This window comes from Paraburkholderia guartelaensis, assembly GCF_004353905.1.
In the GTDB taxonomy this organism is placed as follows: domain Bacteria; phylum Pseudomonadota; class Gammaproteobacteria; order Burkholderiales; family Burkholderiaceae; genus Paraburkholderia; species Paraburkholderia guartelaensis.
Genome location: NZ_SMOD01000015.1, coordinates 1 through 15912, shown reverse-complemented (window position 1 = coordinate 15912; position 15912 = coordinate 1). Strand labels below are relative to the sequence as shown.

Annotated in this window: 14 protein-coding genes; 7 read left to right on the top strand and 7 right to left on the bottom strand. The window is 64.4% G+C overall.

Annotated elements, in window-relative coordinates; translation table 11 throughout:
• Nucleotides 1-30: 30 nt before the first annotated feature.
• Complete coding sequence (locus E1N52_RS20435) at nt 31-765, top strand: ArsR/SmtB family transcription factor (RefSeq protein ID WP_246089152.1); 735 nt, start codon at nt 31-33, stop codon at nt 763-765.
• A gap of 14 nt (nt 766-779) precedes the next feature.
• Here E1N52_RS20435 and E1N52_RS20430 read toward each other — a convergent pair whose 3' ends face one another.
• Both E1N52_RS20430 and E1N52_RS20425 read right to left on the bottom strand, forming a co-directional pair.
• The gene (locus tag E1N52_RS20430) at nt 780-1991 is read right to left on the bottom strand and encodes a M20 aminoacylase family protein (RefSeq protein ID WP_133184550.1); all 1212 of its coding nucleotides are present in this window, start codon (nt 1989-1991) and stop codon (nt 780-782) included.
• A gap of 58 nt (nt 1992-2049) precedes the next feature.
• Nucleotides 2050-3345: an MFS transporter gene (locus E1N52_RS20425; RefSeq protein WP_133184549.1), complete on the bottom strand. Its 1296-nt coding sequence runs from the start codon at nt 3343-3345 to the stop codon at nt 2050-2052.
• A 281-nt stretch (nt 3346-3626) separates the two neighbouring features.
• Here E1N52_RS20425 and E1N52_RS20420 point away from each other — a divergent pair, with 281 nt between their 5' ends.
• Nucleotides 3627-4616, top strand: coding sequence for a LysR family transcriptional regulator (locus E1N52_RS20420; RefSeq protein ID WP_133184548.1), 990 nt, complete (start codon nt 3627-3629; stop codon nt 4614-4616).
• Between the two features lie 35 nt (nt 4617-4651).
• On the opposite strand, the gene E1N52_RS20415 is transcribed toward E1N52_RS20420, so the two are convergent.
• Nucleotides 4652-5761 (bottom strand): 4-hydroxyphenylpyruvate dioxygenase family protein, encoded by a 1110-nt coding sequence (locus E1N52_RS20415; protein WP_133184547.1) that lies wholly within the window; start codon nt 5759-5761, stop codon nt 4652-4654.
• 324 nt (nt 5762-6085) lie between these two features.
• On the opposite strand from E1N52_RS20415, the gene shiA reads away from it, so the two are divergent.
• Both shiA and E1N52_RS20405 read left to right on the top strand, forming a co-directional pair.
• Nucleotides 6086-7399 (top strand): shikimate transporter, encoded by a 1314-nt coding sequence (shiA, locus tag E1N52_RS20410; protein ID WP_133184546.1) that lies wholly within the window; start codon nt 6086-6088, stop codon nt 7397-7399.
• A gap of 97 nt (nt 7400-7496) precedes the next feature.
• The gene (locus E1N52_RS20405; RefSeq protein WP_133184545.1) at nt 7497-8267 is read left to right on the top strand and encodes an IclR family transcriptional regulator domain-containing protein; all 771 of its coding nucleotides are present in this window, start codon (nt 7497-7499) and stop codon (nt 8265-8267) included.
• A 40-nt stretch (nt 8268-8307) separates the two neighbouring features.
• Here E1N52_RS20405 and E1N52_RS20400 read toward each other — a convergent pair whose 3' ends face one another.
• The 4 genes from E1N52_RS20400 to E1N52_RS20385 all read right to left on the bottom strand — a co-directional run bounded on the left by E1N52_RS20400 (nt 8308) and on the right by E1N52_RS20385 (nt 12694).
• Nucleotides 8308-9159 (bottom strand): mechanosensitive ion channel family protein, encoded by an 852-nt coding sequence (locus E1N52_RS20400; RefSeq protein WP_133184544.1) that lies wholly within the window; start codon nt 9157-9159, stop codon nt 8308-8310.
• A gap of 185 nt (nt 9160-9344) precedes the next feature.
• On the bottom strand, nt 9345-10535 hold the full coding sequence (locus E1N52_RS20395) for an arginine deiminase (protein ID WP_246089158.1): 1191 nt from the start codon (nt 10533-10535) through the stop codon (nt 9345-9347).
• A 183-nt stretch (nt 10536-10718) separates the two neighbouring features.
• A complete protein-coding gene (locus E1N52_RS20390; protein WP_133184542.1) occupies nt 10719-12143 on the bottom strand; it encodes a basic amino acid/polyamine antiporter in 1425 nt (474 codons plus the stop codon).
• Between the two features lie 89 nt (nt 12144-12232).
• Entirely contained in the window at nt 12233-12694 is a 462-nt protein-coding gene (locus E1N52_RS20385) for an outer membrane lipoprotein (protein ID WP_133184541.1), read from the bottom strand.
• Between the two features lie 294 nt (nt 12695-12988).
• Here E1N52_RS20385 and E1N52_RS20380 point away from each other — a divergent pair, with 294 nt between their 5' ends.
• The 3 genes from E1N52_RS20380 to E1N52_RS20365 all read left to right on the top strand — a co-directional run.
• Nucleotides 12989-14404 (top strand): basic amino acid/polyamine antiporter, encoded by a 1416-nt coding sequence (locus tag E1N52_RS20380; protein WP_133184540.1) that lies wholly within the window; start codon nt 12989-12991, stop codon nt 14402-14404.
• 98 nt (nt 14405-14502) lie between these two features.
• A complete protein-coding gene (locus tag E1N52_RS20375; protein WP_133184539.1) occupies nt 14503-15459 on the top strand; it encodes a cation diffusion facilitator family transporter in 957 nt (318 codons plus the stop codon).
• Nucleotides 15460-15753: 294 nt separating this feature from the next.
• On the top strand, nt 15754-15912 hold a 159-nt coding region (locus E1N52_RS20365; protein WP_165979410.1), incomplete at its 3' end, for a helix-turn-helix domain-containing protein.

Below are 15912 nucleotides of genomic sequence, written 5' to 3'. Positions count from 1 at the left end.
TTACGCTATGCGTATGTTTTGGAGAAACGCATGAATGGCATGAACACGCACCCGAGGGTGTCGGCCACGGCATTCCTGATCGCCGACCCCGCGCGCGCCGCGATGCTGATGGCGCTCGCCGATGGCCGCGCGCTGCCCGCCGGCGAACTGGCTTACGCGGCCGGCGTGACTGCACAAACCGCGAGCAGCCATCTGGCGAAGCTGCTGGACGGCGGGCTGCTCGCCGTGGAAAAGGAAGGCCGCCATCGCTACTACCGGCTCGCGGACGCCCAGGTCGCCACCTTGCTCGAAAACCTCGCGGCGGTCGGCGCGCGCGCGCCGGTGCGCCGCAAGCCGCTTGGCCGCGAGGCACGGGACTTGCGCTTCGCGCGCTGCTGCTATGACCATCTCGCGGGCCAGGTCGGCGTGGCGATCACCGAGCGCCTCACGGATGCCGGGCTCATCACGGCGCAAGCGGACAAACGCTTCGCGGTGACGCCCGCAGGCACGGCGTGGTTTGGCGAACTCGGGCTCGACGTCGCCGCGCTCAAGCCGGGGCGTCATGGCATTGCGCGCCAATGCCTCGACTGGACCGAGCGCCAGCATCATCTGGCCGGGCCGCTCGGCGTGGCCTTTCTCACGCTGCTGTGCGAACGCGGCTGGATGCGGCGCACCAGTGCGTCGCGCGCGGTACAGGTCACGCCGCGCGGCTGGGCCGATCTGCGCGAGCGGCTGGGCCTGACTCCCGAACTACTGGCCGCCCACGAAGATGATTCGAATGACTAACGAATTGCGCCTCGTCACGCCACGAGAAACCGCTGGGCAAGCCGCACCCAGCACGCCGCGCCGAGCGGCAGCACCTGGTCGTTGAAGTCGTAGCCCGGGTTGTGCACCATGCAGCCGCCGAACTCCCCTTCTCCGTTGCCGAGCAGCAGGTAGCAACCGGGCACCGCGTTGAGCATCCAGGCGAAGTCCTCGCTGCCATTCAAGCCCTTGGGCGCCTGCATGACCACGTTGTCCTCGCCCACCAGCTCCGCGCAGACCTGCTGCGCGAGCACGGTTTCTTCCGGCGTGTTGACCATCGGCGGCGTGAGTTGCCGATAGTCGATCAGCGCCTCCACGCCGTGTGCCTGCGCGGTAAGCGCCACGATCTCGCGCACGCGCGTTTCCACGAGCGCGCGCGTTTCGGCGCGCGCCGCACGGATGTTCAGCCCGAGCGTGACCGTCTCCGGGATGACGTTGTGGGTCGCGCCGCCGCGAATGTAGCCCACGGACACCACCGCGGATTCGTCGGGCGCCACGTTGCGCGCGACGATCGTTTGCAGCGCCGTCACAAGGGCCGCCGCGGCCACGATGGGGTCCTTCACGCGGTGCGGCATCGCGCCGTGGCCGCCCACGCCCTTGAGCGTCACGTCGGCCACATCCGATGACAGGCTCACCGAGCCCGGCAGCACGCGAAACGTCCCGGCCGGCACGCCCGGCATGTTGTGCAGCGCGTAGACCGCGTCGCAGGGAAAGCGCTCGAACAGACCGTCTTCGATCATCGCCTTCGCGCCGCACAGGTTCTCTTCGTCGGGCTGGAAGATCAGGTTGAGCGTGCCGTCGAAATCGCGGCGCTCCGCCAGCGTTTTCGCGGCGGCGAGCAGGATGGCCGTGTGGCCGTCGTGGCCGCACGCGTGCATCTTGCCGGGCGTCTGGCTCGCGTACGGCAGACCCGTGTTCTCGACGATCGGCAGCGCGTCCATGTCGGCGCGAATGCCGAGGCGCCGCTTGCCGTCGCCCACTTTGAGCTGGCCCACCACACCGCTCTTGCCGATGCCCGTATGCACCTCGTAGCCCCACTTCTCCAGCAGCATGGCGACGAGCTTCGCCGTGGCGCCCACTTCGATTCCTAGTTCGGGCTGCGAATGAATCTGGCGGCGAATGCCGATGAACGTCTCGGCGTCGATCTCGATCTCGGGCAGCAAGGTGGGCAGCAACTGAAACGGGGTGAGCGACGATTCACGTTTCATGAGGACTCCGTTGTTCGTGTGAAGGATCGAAAGGCGAGAAACTGCGCGCAACGCATCGTCAGCCGACGCGCTGCTCGCGAATCGCACCGATGGCGCACAGCGAGATGAGCCCGCAAACGACGAGATAGAACGCAGGCGAAAGCGGATTGCCGGTCTTCGCGAGCAGCCACGTGACGACGAACTGCGAGCTGCCGCCGAACACCGTCACGCCCACGCTATAGATGACCGAAAGGCCGCTTGCGCGCACGCTGGCGGGCAGCATTTCCATGAGCATCAGCAGCATGGGGGTGGAGCCGAGATTCGCCGCGGCCGTGATCATCACCGAGAGCGCGAGCACGAGCGGCACGCTCGGCATGCGCGTCATCAGCCAGAACGCGGGCACGATGGCGACGATGTTGAAGAGCAGCGCACCGAGCACGAGCCGCTTGCGGCGCGCGAGGCGGTCGGCGAGACGCCCCGAGACGAGCGACGCGACGAGCATCGTGAAGCCCGTGGCGCACCCCGAAAGCAGCGAGAGCGACGGCGGCATCTTGAGGACGCGGATCATGTACGTCGGCATGAAGAACACCACGAGATACATGCCCACGGTGCCCGCCGTGATCGAGAGAATGCCGAGGCCCACTTTCGCGCCGTGCTCGCGCATGAGCGTGCCGAGCGGGCTGGGCGCGTCGGGCTCGGCCTCGTGCGTTTCGTCGAGTTTCGAGCGGATATAGAGACCCACCGGCGCGATCAGCAGACCGCCCAGGAACGGCAGACGCCAGCCCCAGCTCTCCAGCGCCTGCGGCGAGAGCGTGGCGTAGAGCACCGCGCCCGTGAGCGCGCCGACGAGCGCCGAGATGCCCTGGCTGCCCAGTTGCCAGCTCACGCGAAAGCCGCGCTGCCCCACTTCGCCGGATTCCATGAGCATGGCCGTCGAAGCGCCGATTTCGCCGCCGAGCGAAAAGCCCTGCAGGAGCCGCCCCGCGAGGATGACGAGCGAGCCCATCACGCCGGCCTGCGCGTAGGTGGGCGCAAGCGAGATGCACAGCGTGCCCGCCACCATCAGCGCGATGGTCAGCGTCATGGCAGCCTTGCGCCCGCGCCGGTCGGCATAGCTGCCGATCACGAGGCCGCCCAGCGGCCGCATGACGAAGCCGATGCCGAACGTCGCCACGGCCAGCAGCAGCGAGCCGTAAGGGCTGTCCGAAGGGAAAAAGAGCCGGCCGATCAGCAGCGCGAAAAAACTGTAGACCGTGAAGTCGTACATTTCGAGCGCATTGCCGATCGAACACGCGGCGATCAGGCGGAACTGGCTCTGGCGAGTGGCCGCGGGCGGCGCAATCGGGGCGGTGGCGCTGAGCGTTGCGTCATTCATGGCGGATCTCCGCGAGACGTGGAGCGGTGGGAACAGGAAGTGGCCGATCGATATTCAGGCAGGTCTCACTTTTGAAAGAAGTCACAAATTTTCATCTTGATAACCGGATGGAATCGGCGTCATAACCATAAGGTAGCGGCCATTGTCGTTTTCCATGAGTGTCGCGGGGCGGTTGCGCCCGCGCCGGGCGGGGCTTGTAAGCGCTTACGTGGTGTCACGCAACGTTTAGAATCTCCTCCGATCGGAGACCATCGAAGCGCCACGCGCGGGGAGCATCACAGATGAAACTGCACCAGTTGCGCGTCCTGCTCGCGCTCGCGCAGCACGGCAGCATGCACGAGGCGTCGCGCAGCCTGCATATCTCGCAGCCGGCGCTTTCCAAGGCGGTGGCGGAGCTGGAGCGCGAACTGGGCGTGACGCTCATGTCGCGCTCGGTGCGCGGCGTGAGCCTGACGAATTACGGCCGCGCGCTCGCGAAGCGCGCGAGCGTGGTCGAACAGGAATTGCGCCACGCGCTGGAAGATATCGAAGGCATGCGCGGCCATGCCGAGGCGCAATTGAACATCGGCTTTTCCGCCGTTGCATCGAGCGGGCCGCTGCCCGAGTCGATCGCCGCGTTTCGCGCGCGCTTTCCGGGCGTGGCGGTACATGCCTACGAAATGCGGCCCCAGCAGATACTCGAAGGGCTGCGCGAAGGCCGCCTCGACCTCGCGCTCATCTCGACGAACAGCGGGCCCGGCACGAGCGCGTTTCAGTGGGAGCCGCTTTTCTCCGTGGGCATGGTGCTCGCGACGCGCCCCGGCCATCCGCTCGCGCGCACGACGCGCCTGCGCGACCTGCTCGAAGCCGACTGGCTCACGCTCGACCCGCTCGACGATCCCGGCTGCCCGCTCGCGAGCCTCATGCGCCTGAATCGCCTCGAGATGCCCAAGCGCATCGTGCACAGCGTGTCGAATCTGCTCGGCCTGCAGCTCGCGACCTGCACGGATGTGATCAGCATGTGGTCGGACTTCGTGTTCTACGGCATGAGCGGGCCGCTCGTCCTCAGGCGCGATGCGCTGCACACGCTGCCCATACGCGACGAGCTGCCCGACTTCCACGTGTTCATGGTGTACCGGTCCACGGACCTGATGACACAGGCGTGCACCGAGTTCAGCAAGGAGATTCGCCATCGCTGCCGCACGATGGTCTCGCCGCGCGCCGCCGCGCTCGACACGGCACGCGCGCGCAAATCGACGGGTGCAGCCGCGAAGTCACGTGTGGAACGCTGACGTCGCGGACGGCGGGTTCAGCCCGGTGCTTAACCCTACTTCGCGCCCGCCTCCCGCGCGCGAGCCAGCACGTCGAGATTGCCCTCGCCGAAACCGTGGTGGCCGCTGCGCTGCACGACTTCGAAAAAGATCTCGCCGGGATGGCGTTTGGCAAAGGTCTGGAAAAAGAGCCGCGGCACGCCGTCGTCGCCAATCTCGCCATCGATCAGCACATGACGCTTGCGCAAGGCTTCCAGGTCCACGCCGTGGCCGGGCAAACGCGCATCCACGGTGTCGTAGTAAGCAGGTGGAGGCTCGACGAACTCCACGCCATTGGCCTTGAGCGCATCGACGCTCGCGAGGATGTCGTTGCTCGCCAGCGCGATATGCTGCACGCCTTCGCCGGGATGCTCCGGCAGATAGTCATGCAATAGCTGCGTGCGCCGCGTGCCTTCCTCATAAACAGGTATGCGCAGTTCGCCATCGGGCGACACCATCACGCGGGACTCCTCGGACACATGCCAGTTCGCGTTGATCTCGTGGATCTCGCGGAAATGCAGCAGGTCGCGATAGAAGTCGAGCCATTCCGCAATGCGCCCCGCCCCCACCGTTTGCGTGAGGTGATCGACGCGCGTGAGGCCGGTGCCGCCGTGATCGAGATCGGTATGCGCCGTGGCGACGTCGATGGGCCGGAAGTCGATGTCGAAGATCGAAATGTCGCCCACGCCGCCGCGCTGGCCCCCGCGGCCGCGCCAGCGGTCGATGAAATAGAGGTGCGAATCGCCGATGCCCTGGATCGCGGGAATGTGCAGCTCCGCGGGACCGAGACGCTCGCCTTCGAACGCCCACGCGCCGAGCGAGATGGCGTGCTCGAAGGCGCGCCTCGCATTGTCGACGCGCACGCCGATCGCGCAGATGCCCATGCCGTACTCCTGCGCGTAGCGCGCGGCGAACGAGTCGGGCTCGGCGTTCAGCAGGAAATTCATCTCGCCCTGGCGGTAGAGCGTGACCGCCTTGCTCACGTGGCGCGCGATCGCCTTGAACCCGAACTGCTCGAAACGGCGGCCGAGATCGGCGGGCTCGGGCGCGGCGAACTCGACGAATTCGAGACCGGCCATGCCGAGCGGATTGTCCGCCTGCGGCGGAGGATTAGAGGGGCTGGACATGCAATGGGCTCCTGACGCAAGCGCTGAAACGGACACCTCGCGCCCCATCGCCAATCGGGAGAGGGCGAATCCGGCAGATGAGGCAGGCCGATTTTAACCATTTCGTTCATTTTGACGAAGACCGCCGTTCGCGGGCGGTCCACGCGCCATCTCGGTGCAAACCCGCAAAGCGTTCGATAATCGCACGCACTTGGGCGATAATCGCGCAAAACGGCACCGCCACGCATTGCCGGACCGCGCGGGCCGCCCTATGCTGCGTCTCACGTTTAGCGCGCATCCTGAATACTGCAGCATGGCACATGCGCAAAAGTCTGGAGACAACTGATGACCCCAAGCCTCGACACCACCGGCTCGCCCGACGCCGCCCCTCTCGCGCCGTCGCGCAGCCAGGCCCGCAAGGCGGCGCTGGGCAGTTTCGTCGGCGCGGTCGTCGACTGGTACGACTTCCTGCTCTACGGCATCGTCGCCGCGCTGGTGTTCAACGTGGCGTTCTTCCCGCAGGTCGGCAGGACCATGGGCACACTCGCCGCGTTCGCGACCTTCGGCGTGGGCTTTCTCTTTCGGCCGCTGGGCGGCGTCGTGTTCGGCCACTTCGGCGACCGGCTCGGCCGCAAACGCATGCTCGTTCTGACCGTCATGATGATGGGCCTTTCCACCGTGGCCATCGGTCTCTTGCCGACCTTTGCGACCATCGGCTGGTGGGCGCCCGTGCTGCTCGTCACGATGCGCGCGCTGCAAGGCTTCGCCGTGGGCGGCGAATGGGGCGGCGCGGCGCTCATGGCCGTGGAAAGCGCGCCGCGCGGCAAGAAGGCGTTCTATAGCAGCGGCGTGCAGGTGGGCTATGGCGTGGGCCTCGTGCTGGCCACCGGCCTCGTGGCGCTCCTGAGCCACCTGCTCGGCGACGCGGCGTTCCGTTCGTGGGGCTGGCGTCTGCCGTTCCTCTTCAGCGTCGTGCTCGTGCTCGTGGGCCTGTGGGTGCGCTCGAGCATGGACGAGTCGCGCGAGTTCGTCGAGAAAGTCGAGCACGGCCATCGCAAGCTCAAGATGCCGGTGCTCGAAGCGCTCACACGTCACCCGAAGGCCTTCCTGTATATCATCGCGCTGCGCCTGGCCGAACTGTTCACGATGTATATCGTGACCGCCTTCGCGCTGAGCTATTCGACCAGCAACCTCGGCATGTCGCGCGATCTCTTCCTCGGCATCGGCCTTTTCGTCGGCGCGCTCTCCTGCGTGACGATCCCCTGCTTCGCGTGGCTCGCCGATCGCCTCGGGCTGCGCCGCATCTATCTGATCGGCGCGTTCATCGGTCTCGTGAGCGCCGTGCCGTTCTTCCTCGCGCTCGAAGCGCGGGCCACGATCTGGATCGTCATCTTCTCCGTGATGCTCGCGAACATCGCCCACGACATGGTCGTGAGCGTGCAGCAGCCGCTCTTCACCGAACTGTTCGGCGCGGAGTACCGCTACAGCGGCGCGGGCGTTGGCTACCAGTTCGCGAGCGTGGTGGGCGGCGGCTTCACCCCGTTCATCGCCGTGGCGCTCGTGGGCTTTGGCAGCGGTTCGTGGCATCTCGTCGCCGCGTACCTCGCGATTGGCTGCCTGATCTCGCTGATCGTGGCGGCGCGCATGAAGCCCGAGTGAGCAAGCGCAGATCGCTCGCTCGCAAGCCGCAGGCGTTTGACGCCTGCGGCTTTTTGCATTGTTCAAGTCACCCCGCAGCACAGGTTCTTGCACGCCGATGAAGAAACCGCCACTGGACCGGCGCGACTGGATCGCCGGGCTCGAAAAAGGCCTCGCGATTCTCGAAGCCTTCGACAGCGAGCACGCGCGCATGACGCCCACCCAGGCGGCCGAGCGCACTGGCCTCTCGCGCACCGCCGCGCGCCGCTATCTGCTGACGCTCGAATCGCTGGGCTATGTGTACACAGACGGCCGTCTGTACGGCCTCACGCCGCGCGTACTGCGCGTGGGCTGGTCCTACTTCGATTCGGCGCGTCTGCCGCGCACCGTGCAGCCGTATCTGCAGCAGCTGAGCGCGACGCTCAACGAATCGGCCTATGTGAGCGTGCTCGACGGCTGGGACCTCGTCGTGATCGCGCGTAATGGTGTGTCGCGCGTGATGACGACAGGCTTCGTACTCGGCGCGCGCGTGCCCGCGCCGCTCATCTCGCCAGGCGTGGTGCTGCTCGCGCACGAGGCCGACCAGGACGCGGTTTCAGCGTGGCTCGATACGGTCGAGCTTTCGCCCTTCACGCCGCATACCATTACAAGCGGCGCGCGCCTGCGCGAGAAAATCGGGCGCGCACGGGTAGACGGCTATGCGCTCATCGAACAGCAGTTGCAGGTCGGCGTGCGCGGCATTGCCGTGCCGCTCAGGAATCGCAACGGCGAAGTCGTCGCCGCGCTCAGCACTAACATGCCGATGGGCGAAGAAAGTCCCGAGGCCGCTCTCCAGCGTGTCCTGCCGCATCTGCAGGAAAGCGCGCTCGCCATGCTCAACGTGCTTTAACGCGGGTTAGTGTGCTCTAGCGCTGCGTTCGAATCACGGCTCACGAGCGCGTGAGCGCCGCATGATCGGCAGTCATGCGCGCGTTACCTGCCACGGCGAGTCCCGCTGTGGCGAGTGTTTCGCGTGCATGTCCGCGTATATCGTCGACGGCGTATTGCGCGTCGGCGTTGCGCACCCATGCGCGCACCAGCAAGCGCGCGCCACCGCTGGACGGATAGCTGTCCACGGCGACCGTCGGCGCGAGCGTCGTACCGCTCTGCACACGCGGTTCCGCGGAAACCATCTCCTTGAGCTTGCCGATGGCCGCGTCCACCTGGTCGCGCCGCGCGAGATCGACCGTGACGTCAATACGCTGCGTGCCGCCGCTGCTGTAGTTGATGACGGGATTGCTCCAGATCTGGCTGTTCGGCACAAAGACGACATTGCCGTCGCCGCGCTCGATGCGCGTAGTGAACAGCCCCACTTCGCACACGATGCCCGCCGCCGCGCCGCTGCCTTCGATCACGTCGCCCGCGCGAAATGGGCGCAGCATCAGCAGCATGATGCCGGCAGCGATGTTTTGCAGCGTGCCTTGCAGTGCGAGGCCGATGGCGAGGCCGGCGGCACCCAGTGCGGCGAGCACGCTAGCGGTCGCAATGCCCACTTCGCTGAGCGCAGCAACGAGCGCAATCACGCGCACGGTCCACGCCGCCATGCCAGCGAGCATCGGCGCGAGCGTCGGGTCGGCGTGCGAGTGCGCCAGCATGCTCGCGAACACGTGCGCCACACGATTGGAAACCCACCAGCCGACCACCAGTATCAGCACGGCGACGATCACATTCATGACGTCGTGCGTCATCGTGGCGAGCAGCGAGGGTTGCAGATGGAAAAGGCGGTTGAGGAAATCGTCCATGATCGGGGATCAGATGGTTGCGATGGGGGCGAGGTGCGCGCATGGCGCACCTCACAGAACCCGGCAGCAGTCTGCATGCCCGTAAGCTTTGAAAGCCCCGAATTGGCGAGCTACATCGATCCGGCACCATTGCAGCGCAGGACCGTCATTGCTTGCACCCGCAACGATCTCCTCACCCTTCGATGCTAGAAGTCCACCGCGTCGCGAATGATCGGGCACGTCATGCAATGGCCGCCGCCGCGCCCGCGCCCCAGTTCCGCGCCCACGATCGTCACGACCTCGATGCCGGCCTTGCGTAGCAGCGTGTTCGTATAGGTGTTGCGGTCATAAGCGAACACCACGCCGGGTGAGGTGCACACGAGGTTCGCGCCGCTGTCCCACTGCGTGCGTTCGCGCTGATAGTCGTTGCCGCCCGCTTCCACCACGCGCATTTTCTTGATGCCGAGCGCCGCGCTCACCACCTCGACAAAGGACTTTTTCTCCTGACGCAGCTCCACACCCGCCGGTTGATCGCTGGGCCGGTACGTGAAAGTGCGGGTCTGCGCGAGGAAATCCGGCGCGATCAGCACGCAGTCGCGATCGGCAAACGTGAAGACCGTATCGAGGTGCATGGCCGCGCGTATTTTCGGCATCGCCGCCACGATCACCTGCTCGGCGGCGCCCTTCTTGAAGAGCGTGGCGGCGAGCTGGCTGATCGCCTGGCGCGAGGTGCGCTCGCTCATGCCGATCAGCACGGTCTTGTTGCCGATGGGCATGACATCGCCGCCTTCGAGCGTCGCCATGCCGTGGTCCTGCGTGGGGTCGCCCCACCACACGTTGACCTTGCCCGCGAAGTCCGGATGAAACTGGTAAATCGCCGCGGCAAGAATTGTTTCCTCGTGCCGCGCGGGCCAGTACAGCGGATTGAGCGTCACGCCGCCGTAAATCCAGCAGGTGGTGTCGCGCGTGTAGATCGTGTTCGGCAGCGGCGGCAGCAGATATTCGGTGGATCCGGCCGCTTCGCGTACGACCTTGAGCGCCGCGCCGCCATGCGATTCGGGGAAATCGTGGATCGAGAGGCCGCCAAGCAAGGTCTCGGCCAGCTTGCGATCGTCGAGCCCTTCCAGGTAGCTGCGCAGTTCGTCGATGAAACCCAGCCCGACCTGGTTCGGCACGATCTGATTGTCGAGAATCCACTTCTTGCCTTCGGGCACGGCAACGGTTTCGGCGAGCAGATTGTGCATTTCCACGACCTCGACGCCGCGGTCGCGCATCTTCGTGACGAAGTCGAAATGGTCGCGCTTCGCGTTGTCGACCCATAGCACGTCGTCGAACAGCAACTCGTCGCAATTGCTCGGCGTGAGACGCGAGTGCGCCATGCCGGGCGCACACACCATCACCTTGCGCAGTTGCCCGACCTCCGAGTACACGCCGAGCGGGCGCTCGTCCTTCGCCTTTGTCTTGCCGCCCTTCGCGGCTTTCTCCGCCTTTTCTACCTTCTCCACCTTCTCCGCCTTTGCGCCCTTGTCACTCTTGCCACCGCCCTTCGCCTTGGACATATCGATCTCCGCTCGTTCTCGTTAGACCGCCATACTGCCCGTGGCCAGCGCAACGACGCCTACGATGGCCGCTACGGCCGCCACGATGAAAATGACCCAGTCGCTCGTGCGCTGGAAAACCTTCAGCTTGCGCTCGCGCCGCGCGAGGAAATACAGCACCGTGCCAGGCGCGTAAAGAATCGCCGATAGCAGGATGAACTTGAGACCACCGGCAACAATCATGAACAACGTGTAGATCACGGCGACCGTGGCCAGCGCGAGATCGCGCTTGCGCTCCTCGGGCCGCACCTCGTAGCTCTCGCCGCGGTTCGAAACCATAAACCCGTAGGCGGCGACGAACAGATAGGGAATCAGCGACATCGAACTCGTGAGGTTGAGCATCAGCGAGAACGCATCGCGCGAGAAATACGTGCTCGCGACCAGCAGCTGCACGACGATGTTGGTGATCCAGAGCGCGTTGGCCGGCACGTTGTTGGCGTTTTCGCGTGCGAACACGGCCGGCATGTCCTGATTGCGCGCTGCCGCGAACATCACCTCGGCGCAGATCAGCGACCATGCCAGATACGCGCCCAGCACGGAAACGATCAGACCGATACTCACGAAAATCCCGCCCCACGGACCGACCACGCTTTCAAGCACGGCCGCCATGGAGGGCTGGCGCATGCCGGCCACGTCCGCACGCGGCAGCACGGCGAAAGGCAGCATGGAAACGAGCACCATGAGCGTGGTCACGCCGGCGAAGCCGAAGATCGTGGCGCGCCCCACGTCTGTGCGCTCTTTCGCATAGCGCGAATACACGCTCGCCCCTTCGATGCCGATGAACACGAACACGGTCACGAACATCGTCGCGCGAATCTGCTGGATGAGGCCGCCCTCTTGCGCCGCGGACTGGATGTTCAGGTGGAAGGTCCCGTATTTGAAGACGAACAGGAGGATGACGATAAACACCACGATCGGAATGACCTTGGCGAAGGTCACGACGGTGTTGATGAACGCGGCCTGCTTCACGCCACGCAGAATGAGAAAGTGAAACAGCCAGATGCCGATCGAAGCGACGACGATGGCCGTGACCGTATTGCCGTCGCCGAAAATCGGGAAAAACGCGCCCAGCGTGGACTTGATCAGCACCCAGTACGAAACGTTGCCGATGCAACTGCCGATCCAGTAACCGAACGCCGAGAGGAAACCGGGGTAATCGCCAAAGCCCTCTTTGGCATAGACGAACACACCGGCATCGAGATTCGGCTTGCGCTCCGCGAGCGCCTGAAACACGCGTGCGAGCGTGTACATGCCCACGCCCGCCACGAGCCACGCAATCGCCGCGCCGACCGGCCCCGTTGCATTGGCGAAGGTGCGCGGCAGAGAAAAGATCCCGGCGCCCACCATGCCCCCGACTACCATCGCGGTCAACTGCACGCGACTCATCTTCTGCTCGGTATCGGCCATCGGTTTCCTCGCTTTTTGTTCGGGACTTCGCTTTATCGGGCGGCCGGCGCACCGCTGCGCCGCCGTTCAGGCTTCAGGCGCCTGCAGGGTCACCGCGTCACGCGCACCGAGTTGTTGCCCATCAGCACACGCACACGATCACCGGGGACGAATTGCTGATCCGCATCCTGGACCACCGATATCAGTTGTCCCGAATCCAGACGCACGACGATTTCAAGGCCTTGCCGCTGCGTGACGCGCTGCTCCACGGCATTGCCTGCCGCGCCGCCCAGCACGGCGCCGCCGATGCCCGCTGCAACGGCACCCGTGCCGCGCCCGATGTTGCTGCCAGCCGCGATGCCGCCAAGCGCGCCACCGGTGATCGCGCCGATGCCCGTTGGACCCGGCTGGATAGTGACGGGCCGCACGGATTCGACCGCACCGAGTTCGACCACGAACACCTGCTGAGCCTGGGCCGGCGTGAAGACAGAGCCCGAAGTCGGCGCCTCGCAGCCGGAAAGCGCGACCGAGGCAACCACGGAGCCAAGAACTGTTGCAGCGAGATATCGCATGAAATTCCCCCTAATGCGGCACATTGCGGATTCGCTAATTCACTCTGCCTGTTTGCTAACGATTCCACGCATATTCATTAGCGAACATTCAACCAATACGTAACCCTGTGAGCCTCCCTTTCCCATCCATCCTCCGGACACCTGAAGAACATTATGGAATACGATTCGCACATGATGTATTCAACGTGACATTCGTTCGAGAATCGCCCAGCAATTCAATGTGGCGCGCATTTTCTATCCGCGATTTCCCGCGCTCGCATTACGACCGGTCAAAGATCAGAAAAAGGCTCGAACATGAAATCGACGGATGACCAAAAATTGTCGCTGCCGGTACTGACGGCCATGGTCGTTGGCTCCATGGTCGGCGCCGGCATCTATTCGCTGCCGCGCAACTTCGCGCTCGAAGCGGGCCCGACGGCCGCCGTCATCTCATGGTGCATTGCGGGAGGCGGCATGTATATGCTGGCCCGCGTCTTCCAGCTTCTCGCCGAAATCCGGCCCGACCTCGACTCCGGCATCTTTGCTTATGCACGTGATGGCTTCGGCGGCTACGCCGGCTTTCTCTCCGCGTTCGGCTACTGGATGGCCGGCTGCTTCGGCAATGTCTCTTATTGGGTGCTGATCAAATCCACGCTCGGCGCATTCGTGCCGGCATTTGGAAACGGCAATACGCCGATTGCCATTGCGGTTTCGTCGGTCGGCATATGGGCATTTCACTGGATGCTGTTGCGCGGCATTCAACAGGCCACGCTCATCAATGCGATTCTTACTGTCGTCAAGATTCTGCCCATTTTCGTTTTTATCGGCATTTTGAGCGTCTATGCGAGCGCGGAGCCATTCACGGACAATCTCGCGGAAAGCGCTCGAGGGCTTGCCCCGCAGGTCAAAGGGACCATGCTCGTGACGGTATTCGTGTTTCTCGGCATTGAAGGCGCAAGCGTGTATTCGCGCTACGCGAAGAAGCGCTCGGATGTGGGCGCGGCCACGGTACTCGGCTTCGCCTTCGTGCTGTTACTGCTCGTGCTCGTGACGCTGCTGCCCTATGCGCATCTCTCGCGCGTGGATATCGCCGTCATGCGGCAGCCTTCAATGGCGTCGGTGCTTGGCGCCGTAATCGGCTCGCCGGGTGCGGTGTTCATCGGCGGTGCGCTCATCGTCTCCGTTCTCGGCGCCTACCTCGCATGGTCGCTGATCTGCGCGGAAGTGCTGTATGCCAGCGCGAAGGCGGACGCCATGCCAGCCATTTTCGCGCGCCGCAATGCGCGCCAACTTCCCACCGCAGCGATCTGGCTCACGAGCGGCGTGGTGCAAGCCTTCGTCATCAGCACATACTGGTCCACCGACGCCTTCTCGCTCATGCTGCGCCTCACGAGCGCGATGGCGCTCATCCCCTACTTCTTCGTCGCGACCTTCGGGCTCAAGGCCATCCGCGCACTGCCGCAATCGGCCATGAGCGCGCGAACGCGCACACTGCGCTATGCCACAGCGGGCATCGCCACGATTTATACACTGTTCCTGCTTTACGCTTGCGGGCTGGAGCTGCTCGTCATGTCCGCGCTGCTCTATGGACCCGGCAGCCTGCTGTACATGTGGGCGCGGCGCGAGCGTGGCGAGGCGCTATTTTCGCGGCCCGAGTGGTGCGCGTTTCTCGTGGTGATGGGCGGCGGACTCGCCGCGATCGTCGGGCTGAGCACCTCGGCGTGGCGTTAGCCGCGCGTCACTGCGCTTGCCCGCATCCATCGGCCTCGTGACCGCGTTTCGCCTCACCGCCGCCATCCGAACGTTCCAACGTTCGACAGCGAGGAACCATGCCTATCAGCTACGCGCTCCGCAAGGCGCGGCTCGCAGCAGTCGAGCAGCGCACGATGAAGGTTTCCATTTACGTCGTGTGCCTCGGTTTCGCGGCCAACGTCGGCTATGGCTTCTTCGTGCAATCCGATACGCTGCTGCTCACCGCCATTTTCTATCTGCTCAATCTCGTGAGTTCCGCGCTTGGATTGCTCGTGGCCACCGTGGTGAGCCGGCCCGCGACGACTCGCTTCGAATACGGGTATTGGTTCCTCGAGCCGCTCGTGAATGGCATAAACGGGCTCATGATGCTGGTCGTTTGCGTATATGGCTTCGTGAACGGGATTGAAGGGATACGTTCGGGCGGCCACGTGGTGAATGCGCAAGGCGTCATGCTGATCAGCGCCGCGAGTTGCGTGATCAGCTTTGCCATGGTGGTCTATAAAAAGCGCGCGGCCGCGCAGATCAATTCCAAGCTGCTCAAAACCGACGGCTGGAAATGGATCATGAAATTCTCGTTCAGCGCGGCCACACTGCTCGGCTTTTTCGTGTATTCGATATTGCCCGAAAGCTTTCACTATCTATGGGCGCGCTACGTCGACAGTGCAATGACCGCGGGGCTCTCACTGATATTTCTCTTTGCGCCAGTGAAGATCGTGAGCACGAGCTTTGCTGAATTGCTGCACATGAGCCCCGAAGAGAACAATCCGCGTTCGGAGATCGAAATGGCGCTTTCGAAGCTCGAACGCGAACTTGGCATTCTGCGCCATCACACACACGTCATCCAGGCGGGACGGCGCAATTTTGTCGAAGTCAGCGTGCTCGTCGGCGCAACGTCCACGCTAAGCGATCTCGCGTCGCAGGACGAATTGCGCGAACGCATCTGGGAAACGCTCAGCGCGAATCCGCTGGAAAGCCGTCTCATTGTGCAGATTACCGCGGACCCGCGCTGGGAAGACGGACGCCAGCCTGGATAACGCGCGCCTCACCAGAGCGCGCTCGAAGAAGGCGGGTATTCCAGCGGCGTGTCCGGCTCCATCCTGGCGGCCATCGGAAACGTTGTCGTCCGAACACGTCAGCGCGGCGACCGGGAATGGTCGATCGCTCCCGGCTGCGGTGGAACCGTGCCGACTGCCCCCGATGGGCGGGCAAATTCCCCCACCTGTGGGCACCTCAAAATCCCCCACCTAGAGACACGCGGAGCATGATGCTGGCGCGGTCTGGCAGGACGTTACCTTGCACCCCTCGAATGAAGAAGAGGGGTTGTTGGAGTGAATGTCTTGAAGCCGCATCTGCAAACAACCATCGCCACGCTCGTCGCAGCGGGCAAACGTCAGCGGGAGATCGCCCGGATTACGGGCGTTGACCGGAAGACGATCCGTAAGTACCAGGAGCAATTCGCGGCGGCGCAGGCAAATTCCCCCACGGTG